Source organism: Bradyrhizobium cedriense, from assembly GCF_054602315.1.
In genome coordinates, this window is the sequence record NZ_JBTSWB010000004.1 from 171,829 (window position 1) to 185,113 (window position 13,285).

At 63.0% G+C, this 13,285-nt stretch carries 15 protein-coding genes and 1 tRNA gene; 5 read left to right on the top strand and 11 right to left on the bottom strand.

From position 1 onward, the window contains the following. Positions 1-4: 4 nt before the first annotated feature. The 4 genes from hpf (at position 5) to ACYCVF_RS17545 (ending at position 3,755) form a co-directional block, all read left to right on the top strand. Entirely contained in the window at positions 5-610 is a 606-nt protein-coding gene (gene hpf, locus ACYCVF_RS17530; protein ID WP_459598329.1) for a ribosome hibernation-promoting factor, HPF/YfiA family, read from the top strand. A 228-nt stretch (positions 611-838) separates the two neighbouring features. Beyond that, positions 839-1,300 (top strand): PTS IIA-like nitrogen regulatory protein PtsN, encoded by a 462-nt coding sequence (ptsN, locus tag ACYCVF_RS17535; RefSeq protein ID WP_014438750.1) that lies wholly within the window; start codon positions 839-841, stop codon positions 1,298-1,300. 123 nt (positions 1,301-1,423) lie between these two features. Further along, positions 1,424-2,716 carry an O-antigen ligase family protein gene (locus ACYCVF_RS17540; RefSeq protein WP_459598332.1) on the top strand — a complete coding sequence of 431 codons (1,293 nt, stop codon included), beginning with the start codon at positions 1,424-1,426 and terminating at the stop codon, positions 2,714-2,716. Positions 2,717-2,729: 13 nt separating this feature from the next. Then, positions 2,730-3,755 carry a glycoside hydrolase family 5 protein gene (locus ACYCVF_RS17545; RefSeq protein ID WP_459598334.1) on the top strand — a complete coding sequence of 342 codons (1,026 nt, stop codon included), beginning with the start codon at positions 2,730-2,732 and terminating at the stop codon, positions 3,753-3,755. A 157-nt stretch (positions 3,756-3,912) separates the two neighbouring features. Here ACYCVF_RS17545 and ACYCVF_RS17550 read toward each other — a convergent pair whose 3' ends face one another. From ACYCVF_RS17550 to ACYCVF_RS17585, 8 genes are all read right to left on the bottom strand, one after another. After that, complete coding sequence (locus ACYCVF_RS17550) at positions 3,913-4,185, bottom strand: BQ00720 family protein (protein WP_007598581.1); 273 nt, start codon at positions 4,183-4,185, stop codon at positions 3,913-3,915. A 50-nt stretch (positions 4,186-4,235) separates the two neighbouring features. Then, positions 4,236-4,661: an Hsp20 family protein gene (locus tag ACYCVF_RS17555; RefSeq protein ID WP_028139463.1), complete on the bottom strand. Its 426-nt coding sequence runs from the start codon at positions 4,659-4,661 to the stop codon at positions 4,236-4,238. Between the two features lie 349 nt (positions 4,662-5,010). Beyond that, entirely contained in the window at positions 5,011-6,099 is a 1,089-nt protein-coding gene (locus ACYCVF_RS17560) for a sn-glycerol-3-phosphate import ATP-binding protein UgpC (RefSeq protein ID WP_459598337.1), read from the bottom strand. 108 nt (positions 6,100-6,207) lie between these two features. Next, the gene (gene ugpE, locus ACYCVF_RS17565) at positions 6,208-7,056 is read right to left on the bottom strand and encodes a sn-glycerol-3-phosphate ABC transporter permease UgpE (RefSeq protein ID WP_440636084.1); all 849 of its coding nucleotides are present in this window, start codon (positions 7,054-7,056) and stop codon (positions 6,208-6,210) included. Beyond that, the gene (ugpA, locus tag ACYCVF_RS17570; protein ID WP_459598339.1) at positions 7,056-7,937 is read right to left on the bottom strand and encodes a sn-glycerol-3-phosphate ABC transporter permease UgpA; all 882 of its coding nucleotides are present in this window, start codon (positions 7,935-7,937) and stop codon (positions 7,056-7,058) included. The genes ugpE and ugpA overlap by 1 nt, the downstream gene beginning before the upstream one ends. A 49-nt stretch (positions 7,938-7,986) precedes the next feature. Further along, entirely contained in the window at positions 7,987-9,303 is a 1,317-nt protein-coding gene (ugpB, locus tag ACYCVF_RS17575; RefSeq protein ID WP_459598341.1) for a sn-glycerol-3-phosphate ABC transporter substrate-binding protein UgpB, read from the bottom strand. A gap of 397 nt (positions 9,304-9,700) precedes the next feature. Further along, on the bottom strand, positions 9,701-10,906 hold the full coding sequence (locus ACYCVF_RS17580; protein ID WP_459598343.1) for a CaiB/BaiF CoA transferase family protein: 1,206 nt from the start codon (positions 10,904-10,906) through the stop codon (positions 9,701-9,703). 175 nt (positions 10,907-11,081) lie between these two features. Then, positions 11,082-11,507 carry an organic hydroperoxide resistance protein gene (locus tag ACYCVF_RS17585; protein WP_014438743.1) on the bottom strand — a complete coding sequence of 142 codons (426 nt, stop codon included), beginning with the start codon at positions 11,505-11,507 and terminating at the stop codon, positions 11,082-11,084. 152 nt (positions 11,508-11,659) lie between these two features. On the opposite strand from ACYCVF_RS17585, the gene ACYCVF_RS17590 reads away from it, so the two are divergent. Beyond that, a complete protein-coding gene (locus ACYCVF_RS17590) occupies positions 11,660-12,121 on the top strand; it encodes a MarR family winged helix-turn-helix transcriptional regulator (RefSeq protein WP_459598346.1) in 462 nt (153 codons plus the stop codon). 15 nt (positions 12,122-12,136) lie between these two features. Here the strand turns inward: ACYCVF_RS17590 and ACYCVF_RS17595 are convergent, their stop codons facing one another. The 3 genes from ACYCVF_RS17595 to ACYCVF_RS17605 form a co-directional block, all read right to left on the bottom strand. Then, complete coding sequence (locus ACYCVF_RS17595) at positions 12,137-12,373, bottom strand: GIY-YIG nuclease family protein (RefSeq protein ID WP_459598348.1); 237 nt, start codon at positions 12,371-12,373, stop codon at positions 12,137-12,139. A gap of 175 nt (positions 12,374-12,548) precedes the next feature. Next, a tRNA-Ala gene (locus ACYCVF_RS17600) sits at positions 12,549-12,624 on the bottom strand. A gap of 95 nt (positions 12,625-12,719) precedes the next feature. Then, entirely contained in the window at positions 12,720-13,127 is a 408-nt protein-coding gene (locus ACYCVF_RS17605; protein WP_459598350.1) for a TIGR02300 family protein, read from the bottom strand. Between the last annotated feature and the right edge of the window lie 158 nt (positions 13,128-13,285).

Genomic DNA, 13,285 nt, shown 5'->3' on the forward strand with positions numbered 1-13,285 from the left:
TCACATGACTCTTCGAATCTCGGGAAAGAGCATCAGCGTCGGCGAGGCCTTGCGCGGCCGCGTCGCCGACCGCACCGACGAGATGCTGCGCAAATATTTCGACGGCAACTACTCCGGTCACATCACGCTGAGCAAGGACGGGTTCGGCTTCCGGACCGATTGCGCATTGCATCTGGATTCGGGCATCACGCTGGAGGCCGATTCGAACGCGCCGGATGCCTATGCCAGTGCCGACCAGGCGCTCGTGATGATCGAGAAGCGGCTGCGTCGCTACAAGAACAGGCTCAAGGATCGCTCCGCGCGCAAGGCCCATGTCGCCTCCGAAGCGATGGCTGCGCTGGATGCGACGAGCTATGTGCTCGAGGCCCCCAGCGAGGGCGAGGAGGACGTGACCGGGTACAGCCCCGTGATCATCGCGGAGCAGACCACGTCGCTGAAGCAGCTTTCGGTCAGCGAGGCGGTCATGGAACTCGACCTCACCGGAGCACCTTGCCTGGTATTCCAGCATGGTTCGTCGGGTCGGGTGAACATCATTTACCGCCGGGCGGACGGCAATGTGGGCTGGATTGACCCGCCGGGAGCCAAGCTCGACGGCAAGGCGGACGGTTAGGCCCAGGCGGGAAGCCTTACGAGCCCGGCCCTTAACAATGACCGCGGCAAAGCCGCACGCGGGAGTTGGCACCGGGATTGCGTTGGAGTAGAAGCGCCCCACATCAGGACTTGGCAGGGTCTTTGGGCTAAGTCCCCCTCCTGCTTCGTGTTATTGAGACCGGCCAGGCTTGGCTTCCAAGACGGCCAAATCGGAACCTGACGGTTTAATTCACCTCGGAAAGCTTCCATGCCGATTACCGATCTGGTCGCACCCGAGGCGATTCTCCCGGCATTGAAAGTCAACAGCAAGAAGCAGGCGCTGCAGGAGCTCGCGGCCAGGGCCGCCGAGCTGACCGGGCAGAACGAGCGCTCGGTCTTCGAGGTGCTGTTGCAGCGGGAGAAGCTCGGCACCACCGCGGTCGGTTATGGCGTCGCCATTCCCCACGGCAAGCTGCCCAAGCTCGAAAAGATCTTCGGCCTCTTCGCGCGACTCGATCGTCCGATCGATTTCGAGGCGATGGACGGCCAGCCTGTCGATCTCGTCTTCCTGCTGCTCGCCCCTGAAGGCGCCGGCGCCGATCACCTCAAGGCGCTCGCCCGCATCGCGCGCCTCCTGCGCGACCAGGACATCGCCAAGAAGCTCCGCGCCTCGCGCGATGCCCAGGCGATCTATTCGGTGCTGGCGCTGCCGCCTGCGACTGCGGCTTAGGGCGTGCTCCGGGACATGGTTCGCAGCGCCGGTTGAAACCGAGCCCCCGGGAAAAGGCCGACCGCGAAGGCGGTCGCGCCGCGCGGTAAGCGATTATTAACCGTGCCTCGGGAAGGTCGGCTCATGGCCAGCCTACACCCCGCGGCGGATTCCACGGCAGACGACGGCGCGATCTGGAAAGCGCCCGGCGTCGGCGTGGAAAAGCTTGCCAGAAACGTGATCCGCAGCTCGATCACCGTCAACGTGGTCGCGTCGATGGGTGTCTTCAACCCCGCGCTGCTGCGTGCAGAGTGGAGCTATGTGCAACAGGCCGTTGCACTGCTGATGTGGAGCATCCTGATCTACGCCAGTGCCTTCGTACGTCCGCGCGTGCGGGTGCAGCCCAATCCCGATCTGATCGCGCTGGTCGCATTCTACGCTCTCGCCGCCATCTCCGTTCTCTGGACCGGCCTCGCTGCCGCGGCGATCATGAAGAGCGCCGCACTCGTGGTGACGACCTTCGGTGCGTACTGCCTCATCACGCGCATCGACATCGACGAGATCGTCGGATCGACGGCGCTGGGGCTCTTCATCCTGGTCGCCGCCTCGGCATTCTGTGCCGTCTTCGTGCCCGAGATCGGCGTAGACCAGAGCTGGATGCACAATGGCCAGTGGCAAGGAATCTATGAATCGAAGCAGACGCTCGGTTTCATCGGCGCATATCTGATGTTCTTTGCCTGCTATCGGAAGATGAGGGGGCAGGGATGGATTGCCTTCCTCTCGATGTTCCTTCTGGCATCGACCTGCGTCATCGCTTCGGAATCGCGTGGCGCCGGTGCCGTGGCCGTTGCCGCGGGCGCGCTGCTGTTGACCTCGATGTGGTCGATCCGCTGCATGAAAGTCTATGCGGTGCTGCCATTCATCATGTGCATTCTGGCCGCCCTGCTGATCCTGTACTTCTATGTGACGGGGTACGATTCCATCCATCTCGGCGAATCGACCATCAATCTGACCGAGCGGACCTTCATCTGGCAGTACGCCATCAGCCATTTCAACGATGCGCCGCTCCTGGGCTTCGGCATCAACGGATTCTGGACGCGTCCTGCGATCTACGACTATTTCAACCAGAACCATGGCTGGGTGCTCGACAATTATCATAGCGGCTACATCGCGGTGATGATCGAAACGGGATTTCTGGGATACGTGCTGTTCGTCGCGAGCGTCTTTCTGTTCTCGGACAAGGTGCTGTATCTGATCGCGACCCGGTCGATTGATCGCGGTCACTGCGCTCTCATCATCGGCTTCGTCGTCCTGAGCTTTCAGACCAACTTCACGGAGACGATGTTCCTTCGCTCGACGATGTTCACATCGGTGCTTCTCGTCGCATTCTTCTTCGCGGTGTGCAGGCCGGTGCCTCAACAGCAGCTGCGGCAATGATGGAGAAAACAGGATGCGCACCATCTGCGCCGCCCGCCGGTGGGTGATCTTCGGGCTCGCCTCGGCAATATCCGCCCTCGCAATCTGCTCCCGGGCCGACGCGGCCGGGCAGGGCAACGCGCCCGCTCCCATGGCATTGGGGCGCGGCATCAACATCCTTGGCTACGACGGCATCTGGGAGGGAGGCCGGAACGCCCCATTTCGCCTGGACAACCTCACTGCGATCAGAAAGGCCGGGTTCTCGCACGTTCGGATCAATTTCTTTGCCTTCAAGTTCATGGGCGAGGGGAATCTGCTCGATGAAACCGTGTTGAGGCGGCTCGATGCCGTGATCGAGGAAGTGCTCGCCCGGAAGCTCATTCCCGTCCTCGACGAGCACGATACCGAGCTTTGCCAGCGCGACGTGTCCGAATGCGCCGGGAAGCTGAAAGCGTTCTGGACGCAGATCGCCGAGCGCTATGCCGGAAAATATCCGAAGCTCGTCTTCGAGGTCCTCAACGAGCCGGGCGGGCAGATGACCTCCGCAAGCTGGAACGCCCTGTTGAATGAGTGTCTCGGCATCATCCGCGCCACCAACCCCAGGCGAACGGTCATTGCTGCCGTTCTCAACGTCGATGACATGCCGGTCGAGGAATTGGTCCTGCCGGCGGATGACAGAAATCTCATCGTCACCTTTCACTATTACGCGCCGATACGCTTCACGCATCAGGGCGCGCCGTGGTCCCAGACGTTCTCGCGCATTGGACCGCTCGACTGGGGCACGCCCGACGACGAACGGAAGGCTCTCGCCGATTTCGAGAAGATTCGTGCCTGGTCCGAAAGCCAGAAGCGCCCGATCTATCTCGGCGAGTTCGGGGTGTACGAGCGCGCTCCGGCCGAAGCCCGGACGAGATATCTGTCGTTCGTGGCGCGCAGTGCGGACCGGCTTGGCTGGGCATGGGCCTACTGGCAGTTCGACCACGATTTCGCTGCCTTCGACAGCGCGCGTCAAACCTGGAAGCCGGACATTCTGCGGGCGCTGATGCCGGCGGTGCGCTGAAGCGGGAACGTTACGCGACTTGAAACTCCGCAAAGGCAAGCCGTCGTCTCGTCAGCGTCGCTGCGCTCCTGACCAAGGTGGCGCCGATCGCAAAACGGGCATGCCTTCGCGCGAAGGCATGCCCGCTTGAAACTCTATTCGTGCGACGCGCGTGCGTTCAGTGCACGCTGACGGCTTGCAGCTCGTTGCTCCAGGCGTTGGCGATCGCGGCTTCGCGGCTGTCGGTCAGCATGATCGGCGTGCCGTCGGCGGCGTGGAGCGCGAACAGCTTGAGGCCCGGCGCGATTTTCGGCGCCTCGGGAAACAGGCCCGGCACGTCCTCCGAGCGGATCTGCTTCACATAGGCGATATGGCCTTCGCCCAGAGTTGCCAGCGTCTCCGGAGAGACGTTCTTGGCTTCGTATTCGAACGCAACGTGACCTTCACTCATGGTCTCGACTCCTCTGGAACACTAAGCGGTCGAGTCCGCTACTCGTTCCATTATTCGTGCTCATTGATAGCGATTGTCTTAACGATCCTCTCCGGCTCAGGCCGGGCCAGATCGATCGACAACAGCCCGTTCTTCAGATCCGCACCCAGCACCAGCATCCCCTCCGCCAGCACGAAGGTGCGCTGGAAGTGGCGCGCGGCGATGCCGCGATGGATGTACTGCCGGGTCTTGTCGTCCTGCTGCCGCCCGCGGATCACGAGCTGGTTTTCCTCAATGGTTACATCGAGTTGGTCGCGCGTAAATCCGGCAACCGCCAGCGTGATACGCAACCGCTCGGGCTGGCCGTCCGCGCCGCCGCACCTCTCGATATTGTAGGGAGGGTAGCCGTCGGCGCCTTTGACGACGCGGTCGAGCACGCGCTCGATCTCGTCGAAGCCCAGCAGGAAGGGACTGGAGAGCGTTGGAACACGAGACATAGTTTACAAAGTCCTCGCAGAAGCGACTTTGGTGTGTCGGGGCCCGGAAGCGGCACCCCTTGATCAGCAATATGGGCATGTTCCCTTGTGGGTTCAAGGACGTAGCGGAGGGGCTGTGGATGGGCCAGGGCCGTCCGTCGCCGAGCCCGGACATCGCGCTGATGCTTCAGCGATCGTCATGGACGGGCTTGCGCAGGCCATTCACGACCTTCCTCGCAGCAGAACTTGGATGACTGGGACAGGCCCGCGCATGACGAAAATGCCGCTGAATTTCCCCAATGAAAACAAGCGCCCTTCTACTGTGCATGGGGTTGTTTTCGCAGTTTCGTCTCTCGGCCCGCGGAACCGGTCAGGCCTCCAACCGCGTCCGCCCGTCGCCGCTGAACAAATGCAACTTCGCCCGCACCGCGGCGACGCGGATTCTCGCGCCGATAGGTGGCGCTTCGGTTCCGGGAATGCGGACGATGATCTCGCCGGGCGGCAGCTCGCCGGGCGTGGCGGCGACGCGCTGGTCTTCCTGCTCGCGGGTGCCGTAGACGAAGGTTTCGGCGCCGACGCGCTCGATCGCTTCCACGGTGAGCGGCAAGGCGACGCCGCCGTCCGGGGTCTGATCGGTGATGACGAAATCTTCCGGGCGGATGCCGAGGATGTCGGCGTCGGCGGCCGTGCTGCCGGCGAGCTGCGACCGGATTTCCTCCGGCCGTGTCGACATCAGGTTCATCGGCGGCGCGCCGATGAAGGAGGCGACGAAGGTCGTCGCCGGCTTCTCGTAGATCGCGAGGGGATTGCCGACCTGCTCGACCTGGCCGCCATTCATCACAACGAGAATGTCGGCGAGCGTCATCGCCTCGAGCTGGTCGTGGGTGACGTAGATGGACGTCGTGTTCAGCCGGCGCTGCAATTTGCGGATCTCGACCCGCATCGCGATGCGCAGCTTGGCGTCGAGATTGGACAGCGGTTCGTCGAACAGGAACACCTTGGGCTGGCGCACGATGGCGCGGCCCATGGCGACGCGCTGGCGCTGGCCGCCGGAGAGCTGGCGCGGCTTGCGCTCCAGCATCGACGTGAGCTCGAGGATGCGCGCGGCTTCGTCGACGCGGGTCCTGATCTCGGCCTCCGCCATGCCGCGGTTGCGCAGGCCGTAGGCCATGTTGTTGTAGACGCTCATATGCGGATAGAGCGCGTAGTTCTGAAACACCATCGCGATATCGCGGTCGGCGGGTTCGATTTGGTTGACGATGCGGCCGCCGATGTCGATCTCGCCGCCGGTGACGGTCTCCAGCCCCGCGACCATGCGCAGCAAGGTTGACTTTCCGCAACCGCTGGGCCCGACCAGCACGCAAAACTGGCCGTCGCCGACATCGACGTCGACGCCCTTGATGGCCTCGAAGCCGCCGGGATAGGTCTTGCGGACGTTGCGCAGGGTGACGTTAGCCATGGGATTTTCCGGCGAATAGCGAATAGGGAGTGGCGAATGGGGACTGGGTAGTACGCAAGGCGGACGTAGCGACCCCATTCGCTACTCGCCACTCACTGTTCGCCATCGTCACTTTTCCGTCTCGACCAGCCCGCGCACGAACAGCTTCTGCATGACGACGACGACGAACACCGGCGGCAGCATGGCCAGCACGGCGGTCGCCATCACGATCGGCCATTCGGTCAGCGCGTCGGTGGTGGTGATCATCTTGCGGATGCCGATCTGGATGGTCTGCATGTCGTCGCGCGTCGTGATCAGCAGCGGCCAGAGATATTGATTCCAGCCGAGGATGAACAGGATCACGAACAGCGCGGCCATGTTGGTGCGCGACAGCGGCAGCAGCGTATCCCAGAAGAATCGGAAGGGACCTGCGCCGTCGATGCGCGAGGCTTCCAGAAGCTCGTCCGGCACCGTCATGAAGAACTGGCGGAACAGCAGCGTCGCGGTCGCCGAGGCGATCAGCGGCAGCGACAGGCCAGCATAGCTGTCGAGCATGTGCAGATCGGCGACGATCTTGTAGGTCGGATAGATGCGCACTTCGACCGGCAGCATCAGGGTGATGAAGATGAGCCAGAAGATCGGCATCCGGAACGGAAAGCGGAAATAGACGATCGCATAGGCCGAGATGATCGAGATCGCGATCTTGCCGACCGCGATCAGGAGCGCCATCACCAGCGAGTTCAGCATCATGTTGCCGACCGGCTCGCGGGTCGAGCCGCTCGTGCCGACGAAGATCGTCTGATAGTAGGTCTCGAAGAAATGGCCGCCCGGCAGCAGCGACATCTGGCCGTTGGCGATCACCGCGTTGTCCTGGGTGGAGGCGACGAACGCGAGATAGACCGGGAAGGCGACGATCGCGATCCCGATCCACAGGATGATGTGGGCGACGTAGCGCCGGAAGCCCTCTTCCTCCACCATCAGTAGGTCACCTTGCGTTCGACGAAGCGGAACTGGATGCCCGTCAGCACGATGACCATGATCATCAGGATCACCGACTGTGCCGCCGAGCTTCCGAGATTTCCGCCGAGCAGGCCGTCGGTATAGACCTTGTAGACCAGCGTCTCGGTCGACTTGCCGGGACCGCCGCGGGTCATGGTGTCGATGATGCCGAACGTGTCGAAGAAGGCGTAGACGATGTTGACGACCAGGAGGAAGAAGATGGTGGGCGACAGCAGCGGGAAGGTCACGGTCCAGAACCGCCGCATCGGGCGCGCGCCGTCGATCGCGGCGGCCTCGAGCACGCTTCTGGGGATGCTCTGCAGGCCGGCGAGGAAGAACAGAAAATTGTAGGAGATCTGCTTCCAGGCGGCGGCGAGGATGATCAGCGCCGCGGCCTGGTCGCCGTCGAGCAGCGGATTCCAGTCGATGCCCAGGGCCCGCAGATAGCGCGAGAGCACGCCCAGCGAGGGATGCAGCATGAAGATCCAGAGCACGCCAACCACGGGCGGCGCCACCGCATAGGGCCAGATCAGCAGCGTTCGGTAGAGCATCGAGCCGCGCAGCGGCTTGTCCGCCATCACGGCGAGCAGCAGCGCGAACGACAGCGACGACACTGCGATGGCGAAGGAGAAGAAGAAGGTTCGGAGGATCGCCTCGAAATAGGCGGGCTCCTTGAACAGATCGACATAGTTCTCGAACCAGACAAAGCTGGTCGAGAGCCCGAAGGCGTCCTGGAGCAGGAAGGACTGGATCACCGCCTGCAAGGCCGGCCAGTAGAAGAAAATCAGCACGATCGCGAGCTGCGGGGCAACCAGCGCGTAGGGCAACAGCTTCGACTGGAAGATGGCTTGCTTTTGCATGATGTCCGCAGCAGCGGCAGGCCGGTTGACCGGCCTGCCGCTTGTCGCCTTACTTCACTGCGGTCTTTTCGAACTGACGCAGCATGGTGTTGCCGCGCTCGACGGCCGCGTCCAGCGCCTGCTTGGCGGTCTTCTTGCCGGCCAGCGCCTGCTCGATTTCTTCTGCCCAGACGTCACGGAGCTGCACCATGTTGCCGAGGCGCAGGCCGCGGGAGTTCTCCGTCGGCTCCTTGTTGGTCAGCTCGAGCAGCGGCGTCTCGAGATAGGGCTGGTCCTTGTAGAAGCCTTCCGCCTTGGCCTTCTCATAGGCCGCCTTGGTGATCGGCAGATAACCCGAGGATTTGTGGATGAAGACCTGGCGATCCGTATCGGAGAGGAAAGTCAGGAATTTCGCGATGCCCTTGTATTCGTCGGCCGACTTGCCGCCCATGATCCAGAGCGAAGCGCCGCCGATGATCGAGTTCTGCGGCGCGCCCTTCACGTCGGGATAATAGGGCATCGGCACCGCGGTGAAGGCGAACTTGGCCTGCGCCTTGACGTTGCCGAAGAAGGCAGACGAGGTCAGGTAGAGCGGGCATTCGCCCGACGTGAAGCGGCCTTCGCCGGTGTTGGTGCGGCCGGCATAGTCGTAGGTCTTGTCCTTCTGGAGCTCGACCAGATTTTCGAGATGCTTGACCTGCAGCGGTCCGTTGAAGGACAGCACGGTGTCGAAGCCGTCGAGGCCATTGGCCTTCGTCGCCAGCGGCACGTTGTGCCAGGCGGAGAGCTGCTCGAGATTGACCCAGGTGACCCAGGAGTTGGAAAAGCCGCAGGTGGCGTGGCCGGCCGCCTTCAGCTTCTTGGCCGCGTCGAACACCTCAGGCCAGGTCTTCGGAATCGCGACGTTGGCCTTCTTCAGCTCGTCGAGATTGACCCACATCACGGTCGACGACGAGTTGAAGGGGAAGGACAGCATCTCGCCCTTCGAGGTCGAATAGTAGCCGGTGATCGCGGGCAGATAGGCCTTGGGATCGAACTTCTCGCCGGTCTCGGCCATCAGCTTGTAGACCGGCTTCACGGCGCCGGTCGCGGCCATCATGGTGGCGGTGCCGACCTCGAACACCTGCATGATGTGCGGCGCATTGCCGGCGCGGAACGCGGCGATGCCGGCGTTCATCGTGTCGGCGTAGTTGCCCTTGTAGGTCGGGACCACCTTGTAGTCGCTCTGCGCGCCGTTGAAGTCGTTGGCGAGCTTGACGATGACGTCGTTGTTGGCGCCGGTCATCGCATGCCACCACTGGATTTCGGTCACGGCGAAGGCCGGCGAGGAGCCGAGACCAACCGCGAGGGCAACAGCAGCAGCTGCGCCAAAATGTCGAAGAGCCATCGAGTAAACCTCCCTTGGGCCGTCAAAAATGATCGCTTGCGCTAGCAGCGCCATATGACGTTCACATGACTGTGTAAGCGGCCGAAACGAAAGCGGCAAGCGCTGGAAGAGGGAAGCCATCAATTAGGCGAACGTGCCGGGGACAGCCTCGTCCGTTCGCGCTGCACGTGAGTGCCCGCGCCGCAGTGCGGCATCGTTGTGCGAGGCTGACGGTCAGGCCGCGGGCTCCAAACCTCTACCGCTTGCGGGAGAGGTCGGCGCGCAGCGCGGGTGAGCGACTTTATCCTCTGGAGGATTGTCCCTTCGGAGACACCCTCTCCCCAGCCCTCCCCCGCAAGCGAGGGAGGGAGGGAGCGCACTACCGACGCGGCAACACTGAAGCCTATTTCATGAAGCCCTAGCGCTTGCGCTCGGGGCCGCAGACCGTGCCGTTCTTGACCATGGCGTCGATCTCGGCCTTGGAATATCCGAACTCGCCGAGCACCTCCGCCGCGTGCTGGCTGAATTTCGGCGGCAGGCGCCGCAGGCTCGGCTTGCTGCGATCGAGCCGGATCGGCGAGGCCACGCCCTTGTACCAGTCCTTCTCGATGATATCGCCGCGCGCGATCGTGTGCGGGTTGGTCAACGCCTGGTCGATCTTCTGCACCGGACCTGCGGGCAGGCCTGCCGCAAGCAGGCGATTGCACAGCGGTTCGGCCTCGTGCTGACTGAACACTGCGGCGAGCTCGGAGCGCAGCGCCTCGCGATTGGCGATGCGGTCCTTGTTGCGGGCAAAGCGCGGATCGGTGCCGAGCTCGGGCTTGCCGATCTCCTTGGCGAGCTTGCGGAACGTGCCGTCATTGCCGACGCCGATGAAGATGTCGTCGGTCTTGGTCGGGAAGATCGCGTAAGGCACAAGGTTCGGGTGCTCGTTGCCGGTGAGCGACGGCGGCTTGCCATGCATGAAATAGTTCGCGGTGTGCGGATGCATGATGGCAAGGCCGGTCTCGTACAGCGTCGTCTCGAGGAACTGACCCTTGCCGGAGCGCTGCCGCTCCGACAGCGCCATCAGGATGCCGATCGCCGCATAAAGGCCGGTGCCGATGTCGACCAGCGGCACGCCGATCCGCATCGGGCCGCTCTCGGGCGAGCCGGTCGCCGCGATCATGCCGGTCATGGCCTGGATGATGGCGTCATAGCCGGGATTGCCGCCGCGCGGGCCGTCGGCGCCGAAGCCGCAGATCCGGCAATGCACGAGACGCGGGAATTTCTCGCGCAGCGCTTCGTTGCCGATGCCCCATTTCTCCAGCGTGCCGGGCTTGAAATTCTCGATCAGGACGTCGGCCGTCTCCAGCATCTTGAGCAGCACCACGCGGCCGCCCTCGGAAGCGAGGTCGAGGCCGATGGAACGCTTGTTGCGGTTGATGCCGACGAAATAGGCCGCGTCCTCCTCATGGAAGGGAGGACCCCATTCGCGCACCTCGTCGCCCGCGGGCGGCTCGACCTTGATCACGTCGGCGCCATGGTCGGCGAGGATCTGGGTGCAGTAGGGACCGCCGAGCACGCGCGTCAGATCGATGACGCGCAGTCCGCTCATGGCTCCCGTGGCGGCTTCAGAACTCATGCCTTCGCTTCTCCTGTGTCGACGTTTGATCACAGGCCTAGCGAGGTTCGTGCACGCCAGCAATGGCCCTCCGGGTAAGGGGCGTATGCGCCGCTGCGCGCAATCCCGCCGAATGGCAAATCAGCGGAGGCGGCCGGCCCTTGGGGGATCCAGGGCCAGCCAATCCGCACTTCGATCAGACGACCGTCAGGCGAACGTCGACATTGCCGCGCGTGGCATTGGAGTAGGGGCACACCTGATGCGCCTTCTCCACCAGCGCCTCGGCTTCAGTGCGGGCAAGGCCCGGCAGCGAGACTGCGAGATCGATGTCGAGGCCGAAGCCGCCTTCGGAGCGCGGGCCGATGCCGACGGTCGAGGTGACGGAGGCGTCGGCCGGAACCTTCGGGCCGCCCTGGGAGGCTACGAACTTCATGGCACCGATGAAGCAGGCGGCATAGCCGGCCGCGAACAACTGTTCGGGGTTGTTGCCGGCGCCGCCACCGCCGCCGAGCTCCTTCGGCGTGGTCAGCTTGACGTCGAGCGCGCCGTCGAGAGTTGCGGCATGGCCGTCGCGGCCGCCGGTTGCTTTCGCGCTGGTCTTGTAGAGGACGTTCACGGACATTGTGGTCTCCCTGGATCTCGGTTGGGGTGCGATCTATGTTGCAGACAATTAGATTGTGCGCAATATAGATTGCAGTGCATCACATTTAATTGTTCGCAATTGAATGTCAGGCCGCGCGGCCCCAGAATGGCGCAAACCTCGCGAGATTCCCCATGGCCCGGAAACCATCGGCAGCGGACGCTCCGCTGCGGCTCGACAACCAGATCTGCTTCGCGGTCTATTCGGCCGCGCATGCCTTCAACCGCGTCTACAAGCCGCTGCTCGACCGGCTCGGCCTGACCTATCCGCAATATCTGGTGATGCTGGTGCTGTGGGAGCGCGACGACGTACCGGTCAAGGACATCGGCGAAAAGCTGTTTCTGGATTCGGGCACGCTGACCCCGCTGCTGAAGCGGCTCGAGGCCGCCCATCTCCTCAAGCGCACCCGCTCGCGCGACGACGAGCGTCAGGTGCTGATCGCCCTGACGCCACAGGGCCATGCGCTGAAGGACAAGGCGCGCAGCGTGCCGCAGTCGATCCTGGCGGCGTCCAATTGCTCGGTGTCGGAGCTGGTCGCGATGAAGGACGAGATCGTCGCGTTGCGGGATCGGCTGAATGCGGTGATCGGGGAGTAGGGGGGACGCTGGTGATCAGAAGTGTTTCTTTGCGAACGCGCGGCCTGAGCCAGACTTCAAATACCGTTCGAATGCGATAGCACGTGCGGCGTCGTCGAACGCGAAGTAGGTTCGAATTCGCCAAGGCCCATACTTCGAGGTGTGAGGAACTTCGCCAGCGTTATGCTTCGCCAGACGCGCCCGCAGATCGTCCGTGATGCCGACGTAGAAATGCTCGGAATCCAAACTTTCGAGAATATAGACGTATTTCATTGTGCTTCCTCCCCGCAAAGCAAGGATAGCAGCTTGAAAAACCTTACGGGAGCGTCAGCGCACGCCGATGCGGTCCGCCGTCGCCCTTTGGGCTATGGCGGGACAGCCTTCGCTCACTTCACTACGAGGGACTTCCCGGGCTTGCCCAGCCGTAGCTCGCGAAGCGAGCGAAGGCTGGTGGAGCCAGGCGGGATCGAACCGCCGACCTCTTGCATGCCATGCAAGCGCTCTCCCAGCTGAGCTATGGCCCCTTAAGTCCTCGACCGGGTGAACCTGGTTGATCCCCCGACCGGCGAGTCCTAGGCGACTCGCGCGGTGCACCCTTTTTCACAGATCAGGGCTGATCTCAAGTCTCTTCATCGCCTCCGACATCACCAATGATGTCGGTAACGTCCTCATCGCCCTCTTCGTCGTCGGCAATGAAGGTCGAATCATCGTCGTCATCGTCTTCGATAGTCTCGTCGACCTCGATATCGTCTTCCGATTCCGGCACGACGGCCTTGACCTTGCCGGTGTTCTCCTCGGCATCGGCCTCCTCGAGCGAGACCTCCTCGACCTCTGCCGGCTCGGGCGTGGCATCCGCTGTCGCCGCGTGCCGGGCTTCTGCACCGCGCGGGACGCGAGCGGGCGCCACCGGGGCGATCGGCACCACATCGCCGGTATAGGGCGAGATCACTGGATTCTTGTTGAGGTCATAGAACTTCTTGCCCGTGGTCGGGCAAATACGTTTGGTTCCGAGTTCGGACTTGGCCACGGCAGGAATCCTGGGAAATGTCTGAAAAGCGGTGCTTCACTTGGCTAGTTGGCGGCCCGCTGTCAATAGCGCATTACAGAAGAACGACATGCCCGTGACGGGGCGCGGACCATGTGATACCTGCCCCGCAGCCCCGCGAGGGCGCATCCAAGGACACA

Bases quoted from the DNA above. Each gene is read 5' to 3' on its own strand.
- ACYCVF_RS17545 (WP_459598334.1), top strand. From the start codon at position 2,730: ATGCGCACCATCTGCGCCGCCCGCCGGTGGGTGATCTTCGGGCTCGCC.
- ACYCVF_RS17550 (WP_007598581.1), bottom strand. From the start codon at position 4,185: ATGAGTGAAGGTCACGTTGCGTTCGAATACGAAGCCAAGAACGTCTCT.
- ACYCVF_RS17585 (WP_014438743.1), bottom strand. From the start codon at position 11,507: ATGTCCGTGAACGTCCTCTACAAGACCAGCGCGAAAGCAACCGGCGGC.
- ptsN (WP_014438750.1), top strand. From the start codon at position 839: ATGCCGATTACCGATCTGGTCGCACCCGAGGCGATTCTCCCGGCATTG.
- ACYCVF_RS17560 (WP_459598337.1), bottom strand. From the start codon at position 6,099: ATGGCTAACGTCACCCTGCGCAACGTCCGCAAGACCTATCCCGGCGGC.
- ACYCVF_RS17590 (WP_459598346.1), top strand. From the start codon at position 11,660: ATGGCCCGGAAACCATCGGCAGCGGACGCTCCGCTGCGGCTCGACAAC.
- ACYCVF_RS17555 (WP_028139463.1), bottom strand. From the start codon at position 4,661: ATGTCTCGTGTTCCAACGCTCTCCAGTCCCTTCCTGCTGGGCTTCGAC.
- ugpE (WP_440636084.1), bottom strand. From the start codon at position 7,056: ATGGTGGAGGAAGAGGGCTTCCGGCGCTACGTCGCCCACATCATCCTG.
- ACYCVF_RS17540 (WP_459598332.1), top strand. From the start codon at position 1,424: ATGGCCAGCCTACACCCCGCGGCGGATTCCACGGCAGACGACGGCGCG.
- ugpB (WP_459598341.1), bottom strand. From the start codon at position 9,303: ATGGCTCTTCGACATTTTGGCGCAGCTGCTGCTGTTGCCCTCGCGGTT.
- ACYCVF_RS17595 (WP_459598348.1), bottom strand. From the start codon at position 12,373: ATGAAATACGTCTATATTCTCGAAAGTTTGGATTCCGAGCATTTCTAC.
- hpf (WP_459598329.1), top strand. From the start codon at position 5: ATGACTCTTCGAATCTCGGGAAAGAGCATCAGCGTCGGCGAGGCCTTG.
- ugpA (WP_459598339.1), bottom strand. From the start codon at position 7,937: ATGCAAAAGCAAGCCATCTTCCAGTCGAAGCTGTTGCCCTACGCGCTG.
- ACYCVF_RS17580 (WP_459598343.1), bottom strand. From the start codon at position 10,906: ATGAGTTCTGAAGCCGCCACGGGAGCCATGAGCGGACTGCGCGTCATC.